The organism is Bradyrhizobium valentinum, assembly GCF_001440405.1.
Taxonomy (GTDB): domain Bacteria; phylum Pseudomonadota; class Alphaproteobacteria; order Rhizobiales; family Xanthobacteraceae; genus Bradyrhizobium; species Bradyrhizobium valentinum.
Genome location: NZ_LLXX01000179.1, coordinates 26,881 through 43,734, shown reverse-complemented (window position 1 = coordinate 43,734; position 16,854 = coordinate 26,881). Strand labels below are relative to the sequence as shown.

At 58.8% G+C, this 16,854-nt stretch carries 20 protein-coding genes and 1 pseudogene; 13 read left to right on the top strand and 8 right to left on the bottom strand.

The genetic code is table 11. The features are described from left to right. Positions 1 to 224 precede the first annotated feature (224 nt). Together CP49_RS33020 and CP49_RS33010 are read right to left on the bottom strand one after the other, a co-directional pair. Complete coding sequence (locus tag CP49_RS33020) at positions 225 to 599, bottom strand: hypothetical protein (RefSeq protein WP_057854310.1); 375 nt, start codon at positions 597 to 599, stop codon at positions 225 to 227. Between the two features lie 488 nt (positions 600 to 1,087). Continuing rightward, positions 1,088 to 1,513, bottom strand: coding sequence for a hypothetical protein (locus CP49_RS33010; protein ID WP_156438787.1), 426 nt, complete (start codon positions 1,511 to 1,513; stop codon positions 1,088 to 1,090). 728 nt (positions 1,514 to 2,241) lie between these two features. On the opposite strand from CP49_RS33010, the gene CP49_RS33005 reads away from it, so the two are divergent. The 8 genes from CP49_RS33005 to CP49_RS32965 all read left to right on the top strand — a co-directional run bounded on the left by CP49_RS33005 (position 2,242) and on the right by CP49_RS32965 (position 8,264). Continuing rightward, on the top strand, positions 2,242 to 2,622 hold the full coding sequence (locus CP49_RS33005) for a hypothetical protein (RefSeq protein WP_057854307.1): 381 nt from the start codon (positions 2,242 to 2,244) through the stop codon (positions 2,620 to 2,622). An 18-nt stretch (positions 2,623 to 2,640) separates the two neighbouring features. After that, entirely contained in the window at positions 2,641 to 2,862 is a 222-nt protein-coding gene (locus tag CP49_RS49490) for a hypothetical protein (RefSeq protein ID WP_057854306.1), read from the top strand. A 223-nt stretch (positions 2,863 to 3,085) separates the two neighbouring features. Then, on the top strand, positions 3,086 to 3,715 hold the full coding sequence (locus CP49_RS32995) for a DUF1326 domain-containing protein (RefSeq protein ID WP_057854305.1): 630 nt from the start codon (positions 3,086 to 3,088) through the stop codon (positions 3,713 to 3,715). A 50-nt stretch (positions 3,716 to 3,765) separates the two neighbouring features. Then, entirely contained in the window at positions 3,766 to 4,581 is an 816-nt protein-coding gene (locus CP49_RS32990) for a DUF2182 domain-containing protein (RefSeq protein WP_057854304.1), read from the top strand. A gap of 199 nt (positions 4,582 to 4,780) precedes the next feature. Beyond that, the gene (locus CP49_RS32985; RefSeq protein ID WP_057854303.1) at positions 4,781 to 5,923 is read left to right on the top strand and encodes a DUF2235 domain-containing protein; all 1,143 of its coding nucleotides are present in this window, start codon (positions 4,781 to 4,783) and stop codon (positions 5,921 to 5,923) included. Between the two features lie 649 nt (positions 5,924 to 6,572). After that, entirely contained in the window at positions 6,573 to 7,325 is a 753-nt protein-coding gene (locus tag CP49_RS32975; protein WP_057854301.1) for a hypothetical protein, read from the top strand. 13 nt (positions 7,326 to 7,338) lie between these two features. Next, positions 7,339 to 7,722 carry a nitroreductase family protein gene (locus tag CP49_RS43700; RefSeq protein ID WP_197423305.1) on the top strand — a complete coding sequence of 128 codons (384 nt, stop codon included), beginning with the start codon at positions 7,339 to 7,341 and terminating at the stop codon, positions 7,720 to 7,722. A 32-nt stretch (positions 7,723 to 7,754) separates the two neighbouring features. Next, entirely contained in the window at positions 7,755 to 8,264 is a 510-nt protein-coding gene (locus tag CP49_RS32965) for a MarR family winged helix-turn-helix transcriptional regulator (RefSeq protein WP_057902951.1), read from the top strand. 1,598 nt (positions 8,265 to 9,862) lie between these two features. Here the strand turns inward: CP49_RS32965 and CP49_RS43695 are convergent. Both CP49_RS43695 and CP49_RS32955 read right to left on the bottom strand, forming a co-directional pair. Further along, positions 9,863 to 10,195 (bottom strand): cupin domain-containing protein, encoded by a 333-nt coding sequence (locus CP49_RS43695; RefSeq protein WP_197423304.1) that lies wholly within the window; start codon positions 10,193 to 10,195, stop codon positions 9,863 to 9,865. A gap of 277 nt (positions 10,196 to 10,472) precedes the next feature. After that, positions 10,473 to 11,384, bottom strand: coding sequence for a LysR substrate-binding domain-containing protein (locus CP49_RS32955; RefSeq protein ID WP_082646363.1), 912 nt, complete (start codon positions 11,382 to 11,384; stop codon positions 10,473 to 10,475). Positions 11,385 to 11,611: 227 nt separating this feature from the next. Between CP49_RS32955 and CP49_RS48775 the strand changes: the two genes are divergently transcribed. Beyond that, a complete protein-coding gene (locus CP49_RS48775) occupies positions 11,612 to 11,740 on the top strand; it encodes a hypothetical protein (protein ID WP_276326864.1) in 129 nt (42 codons plus the stop codon). A gap of 807 nt (positions 11,741 to 12,547) precedes the next feature. Here the strand turns inward: CP49_RS48775 and CP49_RS32950 are convergent. From CP49_RS32950 to CP49_RS32940, 3 genes are read right to left on the bottom strand one after another with little or no spacing between them, the layout of a single operon-like run. After that, positions 12,548 to 13,084, bottom strand: a complete 537-nt coding sequence (locus CP49_RS32950; protein WP_057854296.1) for a hypothetical protein — start codon at positions 13,082 to 13,084, stop codon at positions 12,548 to 12,550. 54 nt (positions 13,085 to 13,138) lie between these two features. Further along, positions 13,139 to 13,465, bottom strand: a complete 327-nt coding sequence (locus tag CP49_RS32945) for a hypothetical protein (protein ID WP_057854295.1) — start codon at positions 13,463 to 13,465, stop codon at positions 13,139 to 13,141. Between the two features lie 57 nt (positions 13,466 to 13,522). Next, positions 13,523 to 13,705 carry a hypothetical protein gene (locus tag CP49_RS32940; RefSeq protein WP_057854294.1) on the bottom strand — a complete coding sequence of 61 codons (183 nt, stop codon included), beginning with the start codon at positions 13,703 to 13,705 and terminating at the stop codon, positions 13,523 to 13,525. Positions 13,706 to 13,895: 190 nt separating this feature from the next. Here CP49_RS32940 and CP49_RS43690 point away from each other — a divergent pair, with 190 nt between their 5' ends. From CP49_RS43690 to CP49_RS32930, 4 genes and pseudogenes are all read left to right on the top strand, one after another. Further along, a complete protein-coding gene (locus CP49_RS43690; protein ID WP_156438785.1) occupies positions 13,896 to 14,075 on the top strand; it encodes a DUF1127 domain-containing protein in 180 nt (59 codons plus the stop codon). After that, positions 14,021 to 14,191 (top strand): annotated as a pseudogene (locus CP49_RS46755) (sulfite exporter TauE/SafE family protein); the annotation flags it as partial. The gene CP49_RS43690 and the pseudogene CP49_RS46755, both read left to right, overlap by 55 nt. 181 nt (positions 14,192 to 14,372) lie before the next feature. Further along, entirely contained in the window at positions 14,373 to 14,798 is a 426-nt protein-coding gene (locus tag CP49_RS32935; protein ID WP_057854293.1) for a hypothetical protein, read from the top strand. Positions 14,799 to 15,541: 743 nt separating this feature from the next. After that, positions 15,542 to 15,949: a nuclear transport factor 2 family protein gene (locus CP49_RS32930; RefSeq protein WP_057854292.1), complete on the top strand. Its 408-nt coding sequence runs from the start codon at positions 15,542 to 15,544 to the stop codon at positions 15,947 to 15,949. Positions 15,950 to 16,435: 486 nt separating this feature from the next. On the opposite strand, the gene CP49_RS48135 is transcribed toward CP49_RS32930, so the two are convergent. Continuing rightward, positions 16,436 to 16,854: LysR substrate-binding domain-containing protein (locus tag CP49_RS48135; protein WP_245310988.1), on the bottom strand; the 419-nt coding region annotated here is incomplete at its 5' end.

Sequence of the window (16,854 nt, the reverse complement as noted above, 5' to 3'; positions counted from 1 at the left end):
GGCTGCGGCCCAGCCGCCGGCTTCCGCCGGACAAGCCGCGCAGGCGCCGCAACACGCCGACGGGATCGCGCCCAAGCCGGCGGCGCAAGCCAAACGGAATGGGCGGTCGGTTCGGGTTGCCGGTTTGAAGAAGCGTTGATCGGGCCAGTTCTGATCGAATGGATCAGGACCGCCTTCTAATCATTTGTTTTGATGCATTTCCTGAGCCCGCAATCAGGACAGGCTCAATTCGTCACGATCTTGGCGATGCAGAGCAGGATGACGATGGCGAGGAACAGGAGGTCGATATAGGCCTTGATCTCGCCGGCATGGCGGAACGCGCCGACGTCGGTGATGACCTGCTTGCGCGTAGACGTCGAATTGGGCCCCTCGCCCAGCGCCGCCACGAGGCGGCGCGCCTCTAATTCCAGCCGCTCGATGCGCTGGAAGAAGTGAAACGACCGCAGCGCCGACGCCGCGTGCATGCCGGCATAGACCAGCACGAGAACTGCGACCACCACGCGGTGCTGGTACTTTTCGAGGAAATTCAGAGCGAAATAGACCAGCGCCAGGAACACGAAGTTGGAGAGGAATCGATAGGTGTAGCTCAGAAACAGCATGAAGATGCTCCGGGTGGTCTTGGTCGCGTCGAACTTCCTGGAAGCGCCGAACGGCGAAGCCGGCGGGAATCAGCAGCCGGCCGGCCCGTCCAGTTTACGCGAACGGTGCGACGGTAGGGATATCCACCCGCAGCCCTCAGCAAAGGATTCGCGGGGCCGTGTCATTGCGGACACGCGAACACCTCGCAGAATTGTATTCGGCCCAAACTGCAACATTGCGGTGCGCTCGGAGGGTATCGGATCACCCAAGTATACTACGGTGTTACAAACGGATGCGGACCTGCCTTATCAGCCAGTGCGGCCACCGCAGCAGCGCTGTGAGGCTGTTCTGGCCGTCGGGTACCGCAAAGAGGACCCGCCATTTGCGGCGGGTGCGAGTCTAGGGAGAACCTGCAAACTAACCTGATTCGCGGCACCAGCGTGTACCGCAATTCACACACGCTATTCGAAAAACAGACCTGATCAATGTTCCGGATTTCTCGCGGCGGCTATACTTTGCCTTCGATCATCTTGAGTTTGACGCTCTCGCAGGTCTTCCGAACCTGCTCGGTAAAGATCGAGCATTCTTCGATGCGCTTGAAGATCTTCTTGGCTTCCTCACGATACGAGGCTGCGGTATCGCGCATGAAGGCAATGGCATTATGCACTTCGGCGGTCATCGCCTCGCATTTCTTCGCCGCGTTGATCAGCTCGGCTCCCATGGCTTCGATCTCCTTGGCGGCGGCTTCATAGTCACGTACCACAGCCTCGGCAGTGAGCGCGCCGACGCGCGTAACGCCCTCTTCATGCTCGACATAGTCCGGCATCGGCCCCGACGGGGCCGCCCTGATCGCAGGAAGGCTCCCTACGACATCTTCTTCAAGCTTGGCTAAATCCAGCGGCGCAGTTCGGTGAAGTCGTTCGATGCTCGCCATCGGTCATTCCTTCCATCACTCGATGAACAACCCCCAGCGCGCGAACATAGCGACCGATTCGTGGCGGAATCCTGCATCGAAAGAAGCAACGAGAAGGCGAGCGTGTGAATACAAGCGCCGTGGGATGGCCTGGGCGCTTCTATTCACTCGAAGCCGCATCCGGCCCACGCATTAACCATGCCGGTGTATCGGGCTGCGCGCGCCCTACGCTTAATGCGCATTTAATAGTTTTGCTTCACTGATTGACGTTCCAGCGCAACGTCTTTCACGCCGCAAGAACTGCGGGCCGCACTCAACCTCTTCAGGAGGATCGATTGAGGACGCCTCTTATTTGCGCGCTGGCTACCACCCTGGTCGGTTGCAGTAGCCAGCCATCAACACAGCCATCATGCGTTGGCCTGAACCCGCTAGCCTGCCTGACCGCGGTTCATGTGCCGATTGAACCTGAACCAGATGAAAGCGATTCTGCCACGACGAAACCTGTATCGACCGTCGCCTGGCGCGGCGACAGGCCACCCCGGTCTCACGCGGACCACGCCGTCCGCCGAACACCTAAGCCAATCAAGGTCGCGGCGAAAGCCGCGTCTGCTGTCCCGATACCGCTTCCTTCCCCGCAAACAAACCAGCAGACAACAGGCAATGCCGCTGCTTCCGAAGCTGCTCGCGCAAGCGCCGCAGATCCGCATTCAACGAGCGATGTCCCGCAGACCCGAACGACAGAGCAGCAGGTGGCGGCCGCCTCCGCAGCCGCTGAACGCATGTCGGCCCCGACATTGGATGCGTCGCTGGACGCCCTCGTGGCCATCCTGGTGACGGGCCCCGACGTCAAGTCGGTCTCGGATCTCGCCGGCAAGACAATTGCGATCGACGATAGATATTCCGAGTCTTCGATAAACCGCGTCAGGATCGCGATGGCAGCGGCGGGCGCGCTCGAAGTCCAACTGAGCAAAGGCCAAACCACAGCGATCGGTCGGCTGGTCGGCAAGGAAGTTCCGGGCGCGGTCGTCGGGTTGGTCTCAGCCAGCGCCGCGGACAGCTTTCCTGAGCTCGCGCGCCTCAGGACCTTTCGAGTACCGCTCTCACCTCGTTCCTCGAACAAACAACCATAAGCGTGCGAACCAGCACACATGACGAAACTCGCGAAAACAAAGTTCGGTACCAATTGGATGAAAACGCTTATGCATTTCAATGCGAAATGTGGGTTTCCGGTGCGCGCGCTCCAGGACTGCGTGCTGTTCCTTCAAGCGCAAAAGCTCGGCCTGGTTGTCCTGACCGCGAATGTCAGCGACCATGACATTCTATTCCAACTCATTCCAACCGGACGCGTGCTGTTCTATCGTTCAAAATGAACCCCGCCGATCCTCAAGCCTTGTTTGAGGCTAGCCGAATAAAGCTGCACACCTTTGAAATCCGAAGAAGGAGGTCTGCCGGCGCTAGCAACGTCGATCTCGCCTTCCTCGGCGTATTTCGATAGTGGAATCGGCTTGCGGTACTTCCCCGCGCAGCGTAATTTTCAACTACACGTAGTTCATTCGAAAGCGATCTATCGGGTCGGCCTGGCGGGAGAGAACGATGGCGGACGTCCCATGGCACCTTTCCGGTGACTATTTCGAGAATTGCAGTTGCAGCATCGTGTGTCCCTGCCTCGTATCGGCAGCTCCCCCGCTGACCTCGCGACCGACCGAGGGCTTCTGTAACGTACCGCTGATCTTCCACATCGAAAGCGGCCGCTATGGCGACCTCGTGCTCGATGGACTCAATGTCCTGGTTATCCTCCACGCACCTGGGGTCATGGCAGACGGAGATTGGTCGGTGGCCGCCTATATCGATCAGCGCGCCAACGATGAGCAGACCGAGGCTCTAGCTGCGATCTTCACCGGCGCCGCCGGTGGTCCGATGGCCGCGTTCACACCGCTGATCAGCAAGAACCTGGGGGTGCGCAAGGTCCCCATCACATTCCGAATCGACGGCAAGACGCGGTCCGCGGAAATCCCGGGTATTCTGCACATGTCAGTCGATCCATTGCCGACCATGCATCCGGGCGGGGAAATGTGGGCGAACATCGGCCATCCGGTTAGCCCCGACAAGATGGCGTTGGCAGTCGGCGCCCCCGGCAATACGTTCAGCGATCTTGGCATGCGCTGGGATAATTCCGGCAAGAATGGCCTCTATGCGCCGATCCGCTGGTCGAACCAGGCTTAATGCAACTCCTGATACCGGCCCTGCGACAAGGCCGGCAACGTCAATCGCAAATGACCGACAGCACCCTGGAAACCGTGCTTCGGCGCGATCGCTGGGTCGTCGGCGGCGCCATCGGCATCATTGTCGCGCTGGCATGGAGCTATGTGCTCTGGCTCGCCAACGACATGGACATGGGCGGAATGGACATGACCGGGCTCCGCATGGCCGGGATCGGAATCATGTTGCCGGCCAACGAGCCATGGCGAGTGATCGAGTTCGCGTATGTGTTCCTGATGTGGGCGGTGATGATGGTCGGAATGATGGCGCCCTCGGCAGCGCCCATGATCCTCATGTACGCCCGGGTGGGTCGACAGTGGAAAGCGCAGGGCAAGCCGTTCGCCGCGACCGGCTGGTTTGCGGCCGGTTATCTCCTCGCCTGGAGCGCCTTTTCGCTGGCAGCCACCTTTCTCCAATGGGTGATCGAGCGGGCAGCCTTGCTGGATTCCCGGATGGCGATCGCCAGCAACCTTCTCGGCGCAATCGTACTGATCGCGGCGGGAGTCTATCAATGGACACCGCTCAAGGACGTCTGTCTCGCCCAATGCCAGTCGCCCTTTCAGTTCCTGATGCGCCACGGCGGCTTTCAGAACCACCTGCGAGGCTGCCTGCTGCTGGGGCTTCGACACGGAGGCTATTGTGTCGGCTGCTGCTGGGTCTTGATGGCGCTTTTGTTCGTAGGCGGGGTGATGAACGTGCTTTGGATTGCGCTTTTGGCACTGCTTGTCCTTTTGGAGAAAGTTACGCCGGTCGGACGATGGATCGCGCGCGCTGCCGGCATTGCATGTGTGGCCGCGGGCGTTTGGCTACTGGTGTCCTTGCCGCAGTGATGAGCAACCTGCTTATTGTTCAGTTCGAATTGCCATCAGCAACACCGCAAGTGCAACTCGGCCCCCATTGCTTTCTGTCCGGGAGCCTGTTGCTTGTCTGATCCAGCCGCGACGGCTTCACTTCGCTTAGGGCTGGCCGTGCATGTCCCAAAGCGCCGACTGGCGCGTCCCATTCGGGTAAAAAAAGCGGAGCAAGAATATGGCGAAGAACGTTGTGATATTTTCCGACGGAACTGGCCAAGGTGCCAGCATGCCAAAGGCGGTGCGCACCAACGTCTGGAAGCTATGGGACGCAACGAAAAAGGCTGCCCCTGCTCAACAGGTAACGTTCTATGATGAAGGGCTGGGTGCGGAGCACAAGCGCGAGTGGTGGCGTTGGGCGTACGATCTAGCCAGCCGGGCGACCGGCCTCGGAATCTCGCAAAATATCAAGGACTGCTATACAGCACTCATCGAATACTATGAACCGGGTGACCGCGTTTTTCTATTCGGATTCAGCCGTGGCGCCTTTACCGTACGTAGTCTCGGCGGCGTGCTGTCGCTGTGTGGCATTCCGCAACGCGACGCCGCGGGAAACAGTCCCCGCGATCCTCAGAATAAGAAGGGTCGATTGGCGCTTGTCGAGGAGGCGGTCGAGACGGTCTACAAGCACTACGGAAGCAATGAGAAGCAAGAAGAGCGCATTGCCCTTGGCCGGGAATATCGCGACCGCTACCAGAGCCTTTCCATCGATTCCAGCAACCCTCCCTTTCCCTACTTCATTGGAGTCTGGGACACCGTGCGCGCGCTCGGCATTCCAGGCTCTAGCGGATTGGTCTTGTGGCGTCACGCCTTCCACAATGCCTCGCTAAATCCTTACGTCCCCTACGGACGCCAAGCGCTCTCGATCGACGAAAACCGCGAAATCTTCGCGCCGGAGATTTGGGACGAGTCGGAAGAAACGCCGGAAACCAAAGCGCGCGGTCGTATCAAGCAGGTTTGGTTTCCCGGCGTGCATTCCGACGTGGGCGGTGGCTATCGCGAGACGGGCCTATCCGATTTGGCACTGGAGTGGATGATCAAGGAGGCAATGGCAGTCGAGTATCCGCTCATCGTGGATATGACCAAGCTGAAATTGAAGCCGTCATACGAAGGCGTCCAGCACGACGAGCGGACCGGATGGGGTCGCGCCTGGACCGAGGGCACCAGGGAAGGCGTACGAGACGGCAATGGGCCGGACATCCTACATGAAGACTTTGTTCGTAACCGCTTTGGCTTAGCCAAGGCACGTTGCGTGACCGGCGACCGGCCCTATCGTCCAAAGGCGCTGGCGAAGCACCGCGATTATTTGAGTTTCTATTGAATTTCAAATGGCCCACGAGGAAGGCCCTATACCTGCGCAAGCAAACCGTCAGCAAACGAGTACGCAACGGGACGGGAGAGGCGCCACTCTCAGAAATTCAATCCGTATAGTTGCGATCACTCAAAGCGGCCAGTCTTGTAGCGGTCGAAGATCTTGTACCCGGTTTTGCGGGATATGCCGAACTCCCGGCACACATCCGTCTCCCCTTTCCATCCTAGAAGCGGGCGACAAACGGAAAGTAGCCGCCACCTAATCGGCAACGCATCGCCCTCAGTGCGACGTTTCCGGCGCGGTCGGTCGTGCGGTCTTTCAAATTTCGTCCAATGGCAATCAACGCGAGGAAGCGTGGGTCAGTCCAGTGTTCGGCTGGACCAACCCGAAGATGCCGGCTCACCACATTGCCAAGGCTAGGCGCGACAAACTGGGAGCCAGCGGGATGGAGAAGCTGGTGTCATTCGACCACAGCCAAAACGGGAACATCGGGGCTCTGGTTCGGAAAACGGCCCACGGCCTCTGCGGAACTGCGGGCGCTAGTCGAGTGGACCTCACGCGGGCTTGATCGAAATTCGCACTCGCAGGAGCGTTTGTCACTTGAGTTGGTTTGATATCAAGCTAAAATAGTATGACATCAAACCGAAGGAGACGCGCGATGATCCCGTCACGACGAAACCTGCTCATTTCGGCCGGCGGCGCCGGCCTTGCGCTGCTCGGCGTGGGTGCTGCGTTCGCGGCGACCCGAACGCCGCACCGAGCGTTCGCGCCATGGCAGGTATCCCCGGCGGACGACGTGCGCCTTCATGCCTTCCGTCACGCGATCCTCGCGCCAAACCCGCACAACCGTCAGCCCTGGCTGATCACGCTGGTCGGCAAAGATGAAGCGCTGATCCATTGCGATCTCGAGCGGCGTCTGCCGGTTACCGATCCGTTCGACCGGCAGATCACGATCGGCTTCGGCTGCTTCCTCGAGCTCGCTCGCATCGCCGCCGCTGAGCGTGGCATCAGTCTCGCGATCCGGGAATTCCCCGAGGGGATGCCGGAAGCATCCGGACGATTGGACGGCCGGCCGATTGCGCATCTGAAGTTTGTGGGCGAAGCGCACGCGGACCCCCTGTTCAGTGCCATTGCGATCCGGCGCTCGGTGAAGGAGCCGTTCGACACCAGCCGGCCGGTGCCGTCTGCGGCCATCGAGGCTCTGGCGGCGTTCGGCTCGGCCCGCGCCCGCGTCAGCGGAACGGACGACATGGCGCTGGTGCGGGACCTGCGCGCGCTCACATGGACCGCGTGGATGATGGAGGCAAATACACACGCGGCGTTCAAGGAGAGTGTCGATCTGATGCGCATCGGCAAAGCCGAGATCGAGGCAAATCCTGACGGCATTGCACTCGGCGGCCCCTTGCTTTGAAGCGATGGCGCTCATGGGCCTTCTGTCGCGCGAGCAGATGCTGAATCCTGCGAGCGCGGCGTTTCGCGTCGGGATCGACAAGTATCGTCCGATCATCGCCACGGCGATGGGCTATGGCTGGATTGTCAGCCGCGCGAATGCGCGAACCGATCAACTCGAGGCCGGCCGTGTCTATGTTCGCATGAATTTGCAGGCGGCGCGTGCCGGCCTGTCGATGCATCCAGTCAGCCAGGCGCTGCAGGAATTCCCGGAGATGGCGAAGGTGCGTGAGGAGGTCAGCCGCCGGCTGTCGCTTGCCGACGGCGAGACGCTGCAGATGCTGGCGCGGCTGGGTTATGCTGCGCCGGCGATGCCATCGGCACGTTGGCCGCTCGAAGGCCGGATCAGAACCGTCTGACAATTCCAACGCGGCCGAATCGGATAACCCGTGTGAAGGAGAGCGACCACGCTGAAAGGCCCGACATGCCCACACGCGACAGATTGCTTGCGAACGACCCCCTCGCGTTCCGGGTGATGAACGAGATCGGCATCATCAGCCAGCTTGGCGCGACGCTGTTTGAGCGGGTCATGCCGGACGGCATGACCCTGGCACAGTTTACGGTGCTCAATCGTTTCGTGCGAATCGAGGGGTCGAGCAGCCCGCTCGAACTGGCGCGCGCGTTTCAGGTCACCAAGGGCACCATGTCGTCCACTTTGCAACGGCTCGAGGCTCACGGCTGGATCATGGTGCGTCCCGACCCCGCCGACGGCCGAGCCAAGCGTGTCACGATCACCGCCAGCGGACGGCGCGCCCGTGCCGAGGCGCTCCAGGCGCTTGAGCCTGTGACCGCTGAACTTGAAACAGTGTTCGGCGGGCGTCTCGACGACGCGCTACCGTTCCTCGCCGAACTGCGCGCTTATCTCGATCGACGCCGCGACGAGTCAGATCGTGAGGCTTAGACATACCACGCGAGAACGGAGGTAACATTCCCGGGCAACATCCGTAAAAAGCCTAATGACTTCAATGCCAACGTGGGTTTGTGGTGCGCTCGGAGGGCGCACGCATTTGTTGCGATTTCAATGGGTTGCAAGGATCTGTCAAGGCATAAGGTGCATTTCGACCCCAAAAGTGCCTTTGAAAAGGTGACGCTTTGAGATCATCCCAAAGCCCGCACCCGCGCATGCGAACCTGCCGGGAGGCTCCCTGGCTTTGACCGAGCGTCCGACCGCCGGTGGCTGATACCAACGTCCTCTGGCTGTTCCAGACCATATCTTCAATCCAGAGCCTGCGATTAGCTCCTGCGTCCGGCGCGTTGATGGTCCAAACAAGAGTCACGCTGCGAATCTTTGGACACCAACGACCGTTCGATCCCACCGTCAAACCGATGATTTGATCCATGGATACTGAAAATAACGCAATGGTCTTGGGCTCGCCTAGAGCTGTGAAGAGCCATCGAGGAATCGGCGGCGTTAGCATAAGAAAACGCCCTGTGGCGAGGCCACCGGAATCAGCGCTCCTTGATCGGCTTACATTTCTGAGGGGGCGCAAAGAGGTCACGAGACTACCTGCAACATTGCGATCTGCGTCGTCACTGCTGCGACAACCTGAAACCGAACGATCAAGACTGAAACTCAATGCCACCACTAGCGCGCAGTGGACTTATTCTTCGGTCTCCAAGGCGGGTCTCCAAAAACGGGAGTTTTCCTAGATTCGGCTGGAGACTGTCGGGAATTTTTGGCCAAAAAGTGCGAACGCCGGTCTCCGGAGACTTTCCAGGATAAGAAAAGCCCGCATTTGGTGGGCCTTCCCCGTCAAGAAAAGGAAATTCTCTAAAAAACAGGAATGGGTGGCTGGCGACGCAGTGCTGATCGCACCTGTCTCCGGGCAAATTCCCTGCAAACAGGGAATTTTACAGGGATTCTGGCAATTTTGGCGGCTCGGAGACCCGACCACTAGCCAGAAAACGCTGTAGTGCGGCGCGTTTTGGGTCAATTCCCTGCCCCAACTAACAGGGAATTTTATTTGGCGAACAGGGTATTTCAGGAGCATAACAGGGAACGCGCGTACGTCGTTCGGGCGGCTACCAAAATTGGGGTCATGCGGTTCAAGGATTGAGGATGCCGGAGCTCGAACGGTGGCTTCCGCTAAACCGGCGTCCAATCGCCCTATTGAGCCATCTGAACAGCCTGCATCCGATAGCGGCGTTCCTATGCTTGGCCGCAGGGCTCCACGATGTCCGCTTCACACCCCCGATAACGGACCTCGACCAGCGCCGGATGAATGTCCGCTAAGTGCCCAACAGCTGTCGTGGTCATGGTCATTATTTCGTCGGCACGGAATGTCAAAGAGGATGGAAAACAATATTGAGCGATTTTGCCGTCTTGAGATTGGAGACAAATGTGGTGGGTTGCTGAACGGGCAAATCGGCAGGCTTCGGCGCGAAGCGCCGCTATATGAGGGCGTCACGCCGGCTGCAAAAGAGTTCTGTTTAGGGAGCTGCCAATGTGATTCCGGAAAACGGCATTGCGGCACCGCGCGCCGGGCGTGCGGCAAATGGCTATAAGTTCTCTTGGATGAAATGCGGACTGAGATGTACGTCAAGCTGCACCAGCGGCGAATCGCCGATCGCTTTGAAACTGTGAATCTCTCCGGCCTTAATGACAAAGATGTCGCCAGCACGGCCTTCGAAAGTCTTGCCACCGACGGTCCACACTCCGCGACCTTCACGAATGAACTGAATCTCGTCATAAGGATGCCGATGCGGGCCTGGCCCGGAACCCGGCTCCCCGTGGAACAGAAAGACCGACACTCCGGTGTCGCCCTGATCGGCGCCGACAAATTGATGGGTACTGCCGGCACGGGGCAGGTCCTCTTGACGAACGTGATGCATTTCCATTCCTCCTATGCGATCTGATTAAGCCTTTCGGCAGCTGCGTTTTGAAGGGCACGCAATTCAGCAGCGTTGATGTCCCTCATCGTAACCCGTGTTCTGGCGGGTACTGGTTGGCAGATAGGGCGAAGAGCCCACGTCAACAGGCGCTGAAATCGAAAGGCCTCCTTCCGAAGTTTGGCAGGCCCGGATCCGGTTGAGTCGTCGTGCATGAGTGAAACCGGGCCCACGAGGTCAGACCCGGTCCCCTTTTGGGCCCGCTCCCGGGCTCGCGGCGTCATGCCGATACCGACCTGCCCGCGAAGACTCGCTTCAGCCGCGGCGCTGCAAAGTCCAGGAAAGCGCGTATCTTGATCGGCAGAAACCGGTCGGCGACATACAAGAGATTGATCGGCACCGCCGGCGGCTGGAATTCATCCAGCACGGTTGTCAAGGCTCCTTCCTCGTGGGTAGCCGCGAGTTGATAAGCAAAGGCGATGGAAATTCCGAGGCCAGCACGGGCCGCGGCATAACCCGCCTCAGAGCTGCCGACGACCAGCCGCGTATTCACCGGCACCGCTATGGTCGCCTTGTCTCTGACGACTGTCCAGATATCGGGTAGCGTAAAACCGGTAAGACTGATGCAATCATGCCCCGCTAAATCTTCCGGCGTGCGAGGCGTTCCGCGAGCGGCCAGATAGGCAGGACTGGCGCAGAACACTCGGCGCGTCATGCCGAGCCGTACTGCAACCAAACTCGAATCCGGCAACTCGCCAATGCGTACCGCGACATCGATTTGCTCCTGAGCCAGATTCAGCCTCTGATTGGTCGGGATCATTCCAATTTTGATATCCGGATAGGTATTGAGGAAGTCCGCGATAATCGGCATGAGAATGACGCGTCCAAGGCCCAATGGGGTCGTCACAGTCAGTTCGCCTGTCGGTGACGTGTGCTCACCGGACGCCATCCGCTCAGCTTCGGTCACATCAGCGAGAATGCGTTTGCAGGCGGCAAGGTAGGAAGTACCTGCGTCCGTTAGTACCAGCTGCCGGTTGGATCGGTTGAAAAGCTTCGCTCGCAGGTGAGATTCGAGCTCCGATACGTTGCGGCTGACTGTTGTGAGTGGCGTTTTCAATCGCCGCGCCGCGGCGGACAAGCTGCCCTGCTCGACCACGGTCAGAAAGGTCGACATAGCTTCTAGGCGATCCATCTGATTTCCTTCCATGATCCGGAAAATTCTTGGATTTTGGCACTTCACTCCAAATCTCGAAAGACCCAGTCCGCGTCGGAGCGAGCAGACGTGCCCGTGACCGACCTCCCGCTGTCCGGAAATATGCCTTCCGATTCCACCCCCTATTGAAGCATTCCATCATGGTCCATCTCCTTCGATGAAGGTGTGTGCCAACCATGGCCTCAGGCACCGACGAGGAGAGTTCAATGACCAAACGGATCGAATCTTACCGCCACGAGCTTCTGCATATCGATGACGCCGACTTCGTCGCGTATCGACGCAGGTCTTGGCGCACGGGCTCCACGTGGATGTTTCCGCAGTCGGCGGGCCGCTAGTGCGCAAACCCGACTGATTGGAAGGTGACATGAAAGACGTTTTGAGCCTCACCGTGCTCGCCGGCAAAGTGCTGTGTCTCGTGATATTCGTGGCCCGGCCCGAAGTCCGCCAACATTGGCGCAGTTCGGACGCCGGCGAAACCCGCCAATTGCAAAATCGCACGGTCGGGACTGCGGCTGCCCCTCCTTGCAACGGCTTCAGCAGCCGAAGTTCGGACGTGCAATACAGATCCGCGCTTCGCTCACTGCTGAAACAACACATCGCGCTCAACGATGCCGAGCGAGACGATCTCGTTGCCGGAAGTACCGCGACGGTCGAAGTACCTGGAACAGTTCCGCGCAAACACGAAGGAAAACAGCCGTGGACGAACCGTTCCAGAGGCTGCCGCGTAGCGCCAGCCGCAATCGGATACTCGCCATCGTATGGGCTAGCGTCCTCGATCAAAAGGTTCTGAGAAAATGCTGGTAGCGTTTCTGACAATAGTAAGCGCCGGTATTTTTGCCGCCCATATTTTCGACGCGCTGTTCGATGGTGCGCAGGACTCCCCGAGATCCGACTCTCATCCGGATTGAGAACCAGCCCCGCTAACGAGCAGGTGTGCGAATGAGACGATCGACGATGCCAGAGCCCTAATCGACGAGCTGTTGGCCGCTCATCCAGATATCTCGGCCTGAGATTTTCTCACGCATCCTGACAAAGCCAGACCAAGCCGACGCCGCGGATGCCGATGTCGCCACGAGAACTCGTCAGTGACTTGCGTCCCGATGATATGCGATGTCTGTTTTTGCCAATACCAAGCGGCTCAGTCACCCGTCGGCCAGCGACGCGAAATCGCGGCTGTCCCGCGTCGGCGCTGTGCGCGCATCGAGGCTCGAATTGCTGGTGACCAGACGCATAGGCGCACTGTTCCGGACTTCGATCGCCTTGACGGAGTTTTCAAACGCTCTCTCCAAAACGCCCCTGCCAATGGTTCCGAGCACAAGACCAAGCAAGCGCCCCATCAAGTTCTTGCCTTCGCGGACGACCACCAAGTCAATGTCGGTCGTGCCGTTGGGTAGGCGTATGAAAGTGTAGGTATGGCCCGACGCACCTCCCCACAAATTTGAGTCGGTCGTCTTGAGGACGACGCGGTCGGGATCGGACCAGTCATAATGCAGGCGTTCCCAGATGCCGCCCGAGCCTTCTGTGACACCGGCCTCCCAGCGACCGCGGTGATGCACTTTGAGGTACTCGTCGGCACTGTTGCCAAAGAGCTTCGAGCGGCCGGGCCCGAAGTCGGTCAATCCGGCGATGTATTGTTCGGGCGTCGAGTTGGTTGTGCGGTGGAGGTGGATCGTAGACATACTTGGCTTCCTTGTTCCATGTCGTTTGACGAATGTGCCGCTTCGGGTCGCAGTTCAGTTCGAGGCCGTGTTCGCCTTGCGGACGAGGACACTGTCGCCCTTCCGGCTAATCTCGATCGCACCCTCTTGTTGCGGCGTTGAGAGAATCACACGCTGGCCTGGTGCAAGAACAGATACGACACGGAAGGGCTTTCCTGCCTCGCCCTGCGCAAGAGTGGCGACGACGTGAAACCCATCACGTTCGACGGTATAGTAAGCGATCCCCGATATCTCACCGAGGTCGATGCTCTTGCCCTCCATCGGGCGCAGGCCTTCAGCACGGGCAGCCGTCAGAGAGACGATGCCGAATGCAAGGGCGAAAAGCATGCTGCGGATTGACATAACGGCTTCTCCTATCAGTCCTGAGAGGTGTAGATTTGAGCACGGCCACCTTGTTGATCACGACGGCACTTCGCTGCCCTGATGAACCTTGGCTCCGTTGACCGAAAGAACCATTGGCAGGCCCTGTTCGTTGCCCGAATCGGACGGCGGGAAAACGCTGTCGTAGATCGCGCGGGCTTCTCGTATCAGGCGGATTCGTTCGCGCTCGGCCTTCGGGATAAATTGGATAACCTCACCCATATTCGCCTCCAACTGTAATGCCGTGTTTCGGCAGGTGCTGGCTGGGAGATGGGGCGAAGTGTCGGGGTCAACAGGCGGGGAAATCGGAAGACATCCTTCCAAATTTTGGAAAGACCAATCAGGCTGAAGTAGTGCGTACGAGCAAACCGGGCGGAGATTGCTGCCTAATGGGACAAGAGCGGAGCTCGCAGTGTCGCGCCGATGCGAGGGGAGCGCGGGCTATCTCGGCCGTCGGATCGCCATTGCATGCCTTCACGATCTCGACGACCGCGCACTGCGGGACATTGGCCTGGCCCGTTCTCAGATTGAGCCGGCGTCTGGATCTTGGTGGCGATTTGTTTGTTCGCCATCCCCCGTGGCATGCGGCTGAGTTGGCGACTTCACGGTTCGCTCGACCTACGCCAGATTTATCGCGTCTGTTACGGATTGCTTGTCGAGACGGCACTGAAGTTACTTTGGGACGGCGTGTCCGGCTATCTCGCCTGAGTGAGCAGGACCTCAGACACCAGAAGCATTGATCTGAGATCCGAGGCCGTCCGGGCCTTTCAGACTTCGGAAGGGATACTTCCAAAATTCATGGGGTGTCAAAGCGGAGTCTCTTCTCCATCTCTTTCGATAATGGGCGGCTCGCCCGCCAATGACCAAATTAAGCCAAAGGAGAAAGGCCATGAGTGCAATATCGGCTACTATTGGGAACGACACGTCCGCCGAAAGCCGTGAATTACCGAGGACGCGGCTCAGTTTGTATTACCTCATTGGCTACACGCTTCCGGTTGGCGTGGCGCTGATGTTCGTCCCGCAGATGACAATGAATTTGTTACTCACCAACCATGCCTACGATGACCTCGGCCTTCGTATGTTCGGGGTACTTCTTTTTTCGCTGGGAATAATCGCGTCTGGGATGATCGTCAATAAAGCGTCTCGTGTTTATACGGTGACTCTGTTTGTGCGCGGCTTCATCATCGCGGCGTTGTTCGTGCTTTACTCCCAGTACGGCGATCCAGCGTTGCTTGCGATTAATCTGGTTGTAATAGTGGGCTGGGCACTGACGTTCCTGAGCTGGCGCAAAGATAAGGCTGAGGAGCGTGGATAGAGTGACGCCCTTGATTAGGCGGGTGGTGCGCCTGTCGCGCGCTGTCATCCGCCAGCATTGGCGCGGCGATTGGTTTTCAGCACTCAAGCCTTGTCGGGCGCAACGCGCCCTTTCAGAAGGTATACGATTGCTCCACCCGGCCAGAAACTTTTTTCATTCGCCGACGCAGGTACTTCGCAAACTGAAAGTAATCTTTCAATTCGATGTCATGAATACTTACCAAGGACATTAAGAGCCGCTTCGCTAGGGATTGGCACGAATGAAACCTCCTCCGAATGAGTGGACACCTCTAGTAGCTCTGAGAGTCAGAAAGTGTCGAATGGAAGGACGTCAACGTCGGTCATTTTCGGCCTTGCGTCCATCGTGATCGGCTCATTCGTCGACCAGGCTCATGCTCCGAGAGCGACTGGCTACGTCGACCGAACGTCCGCGCCGCCAATCACGGCAGCTGACAACAAAGTGATGGCGTTCCGAGCAGAGCAACCGCCGGTGAATTTTTACAAGGCGAACGGAATTTGGCGCACGGGTCGTTCGCTATCAGGCATTCTTACGTCGAGTCATCTTGTTGCTCGGGAGGCGGCTGTGTAGGATCGCGTTACCGGTGTCAAGAACGGTCGCGCAGACCGCCACAATTCTCTCATCGACGTCATAGCCTTTTTGCCATCGCGTACGTCTACCGTGTTAACCGCACGTCGGGGCGTCGACGACGCCCTTCTCGCCTTCACACAACGGGAGGAATCACGATGCATCCCTTACGCAAACTACGGGAATCTGGAAAGGCTACACCCGCCCAGGTGAGCGCGCTCCTTGCCGAAAACATCGTATTCAATAGCCCCTTTCTAGTACGGCCGATTGAGGGGCGCGAAGTCATCGCAGAAATATTCGCCCAGTCGAGCTCAACGCGAGGTTCCGGTGCCTATACGGCCGAGTTCAAGCTCGATGGGCGTACCACCTTCTTGCGATGGGAGGGAACCATAGACGGCCGCAAGATCGAGAGCTTGGAGATCATCGTAGATAACGAGCATGGGCTGATACTGGAGCGCACGATTGCGCTTCGACCTTATCCAGCGGTGAAACTATTCCGCGACGCCATGTATGCATCGCTCAAGGATAAGCTGCCGCCTGATGTTTGGGACTACGCAACGCCGTAGTGTGAACGCCACGGACATTGCGCGGAAGCGTCCAAAGCGTTGCGGCGAGGAGATCGCAGCGCCGGCGCGCCCCAAGCGGGGAGGCGAGCGGCCCTCAGCTTGAGTAACTGCCCGCACTTACTGATGGAGAAGAACCCATGAACGAGTTTCTGGCTGAAATTCTCGATGCGCATGGTGGCCTTGAGCGATGGAGCACCTACACCAAAGGTTGAGGCTACTCTGGCCGCGTGTGTTTGGTTTTAAAGGCTTGCTGCAACACCTACGCCGCGTCGCAAGACCGTTTGGCTGCACGAGGAGCAAGGTTTTGTCGAAGGCGGAATTCCATTTTGGCGGTAGTTCAAACGGCGGGTTTGGTCTAAGAAGGCCGAAAATGCTTTGTCTTTCAAATCGACTGACACTCTGCCCCAGCTCCGCTTCGCGCTGGATGCGCTTCGCAGGGAACGCATCTCACAAGAGCGGGGCTCGCAGTGTCGCGCCGATGCCTGCTTACTCCGCGAAGACTCGCTTCAGCCGCGGCGCGGCAAAGTCCAGGAAAGCGCGTACTTTGATCGGCAGAAACCGGTTGGCGGTATACACGAGATTCACCGGCATTGACGGCGGCTGGAACTCGTCCAGCACGGTTGTCAACGCTCCTTCCTCCGGACCAGCCTCGATTTGATAGGCAAAGGCGATGGAAATTCCCATGCCGGCGCGCGCTGCGGCACAAGCCGCCTCAGCGCTGCCGACGGTGAGCCGCGTATTCACCGGCGCCGCTATGGTCGCCTTGTCTCTGACGAACGTCCAGACATCCGGTGGCGAGAAGCCGGCATAACTGATGCAATCATGACCGACCAAATCTTCCGGCGTGCGCGGCGTTCCGCGAGCCGCCAGATAGGCGGGACTGGCGCACAGCACTCGGCGCGTCC

What these genes read in the sequence shown, in the direction of transcription:
- CP49_RS32935 (WP_057854293.1), top strand. Translation starts at nt 14,373, where the DNA reads ATGAGTGCAATATCGGCTACTATTGGGAACGACACGTCCGCCGAAAGC.
- CP49_RS33010 (WP_156438787.1), bottom strand. Translation starts at nt 1,513, where the DNA reads ATGGCGAGCATCGAACGACTTCACCGAACTGCGCCGCTGGATTTAGCC.
- CP49_RS32950 (WP_057854296.1), bottom strand. Translation starts at nt 13,084, where the DNA reads ATGTCTACGATCCACCTCCACCGCACAACCAACTCGACGCCCGAACAA.
- CP49_RS32945 (WP_057854295.1), bottom strand. Translation starts at nt 13,465, where the DNA reads ATGTCAATCCGCAGCATGCTTTTCGCCCTTGCATTCGGCATCGTCTCT.
- CP49_RS43700 (WP_197423305.1), top strand. Translation starts at nt 7,339, where the DNA reads ATGGGCCTTCTGTCGCGCGAGCAGATGCTGAATCCTGCGAGCGCGGCG.
- CP49_RS49490 (WP_057854306.1), top strand. Translation starts at nt 2,641, where the DNA reads ATGACGAAACTCGCGAAAACAAAGTTCGGTACCAATTGGATGAAAACG.
- CP49_RS32975 (WP_057854301.1), top strand. Translation starts at nt 6,573, where the DNA reads ATGATCCCGTCACGACGAAACCTGCTCATTTCGGCCGGCGGCGCCGGC.
- CP49_RS43695 (WP_197423304.1), bottom strand. Translation starts at nt 10,195, where the DNA reads ATGCATCACGTTCGTCAAGAGGACCTGCCCCGTGCCGGCAGTACCCAT.
- CP49_RS32995 (WP_057854305.1), top strand. Translation starts at nt 3,086, where the DNA reads ATGGCGGACGTCCCATGGCACCTTTCCGGTGACTATTTCGAGAATTGC.
- CP49_RS33020 (WP_057854310.1), bottom strand. Translation starts at nt 599, where the DNA reads ATGCTGTTTCTGAGCTACACCTATCGATTCCTCTCCAACTTCGTGTTC.
- CP49_RS48775 (WP_276326864.1), top strand. Translation starts at nt 11,612, where the DNA reads ATGACCAAACGGATCGAATCTTACCGCCACGAGCTTCTGCATATCGAT.
- CP49_RS32985 (WP_057854303.1), top strand. Translation starts at nt 4,781, where the DNA reads ATGGCGAAGAACGTTGTGATATTTTCCGACGGAACTGGCCAAGGTGCC.
- CP49_RS32940 (WP_057854294.1), bottom strand. Translation starts at nt 13,705, where the DNA reads ATGGGTGAGGTTATCCAATTTATCCCGAAGGCCGAGCGCGAACGAATC.
- CP49_RS32930 (WP_057854292.1), top strand. Translation starts at nt 15,542, where the DNA reads ATGCATCCCTTACGCAAACTACGGGAATCTGGAAAGGCTACACCCGCC.
- CP49_RS32990 (WP_057854304.1), top strand. Translation starts at nt 3,766, where the DNA reads ATGACCGACAGCACCCTGGAAACCGTGCTTCGGCGCGATCGCTGGGTC.
- CP49_RS32955 (WP_082646363.1), bottom strand. Translation starts at nt 11,384, where the DNA reads ATGGATCGCCTAGAAGCTATGTCGACCTTTCTGACCGTGGTCGAGCAG.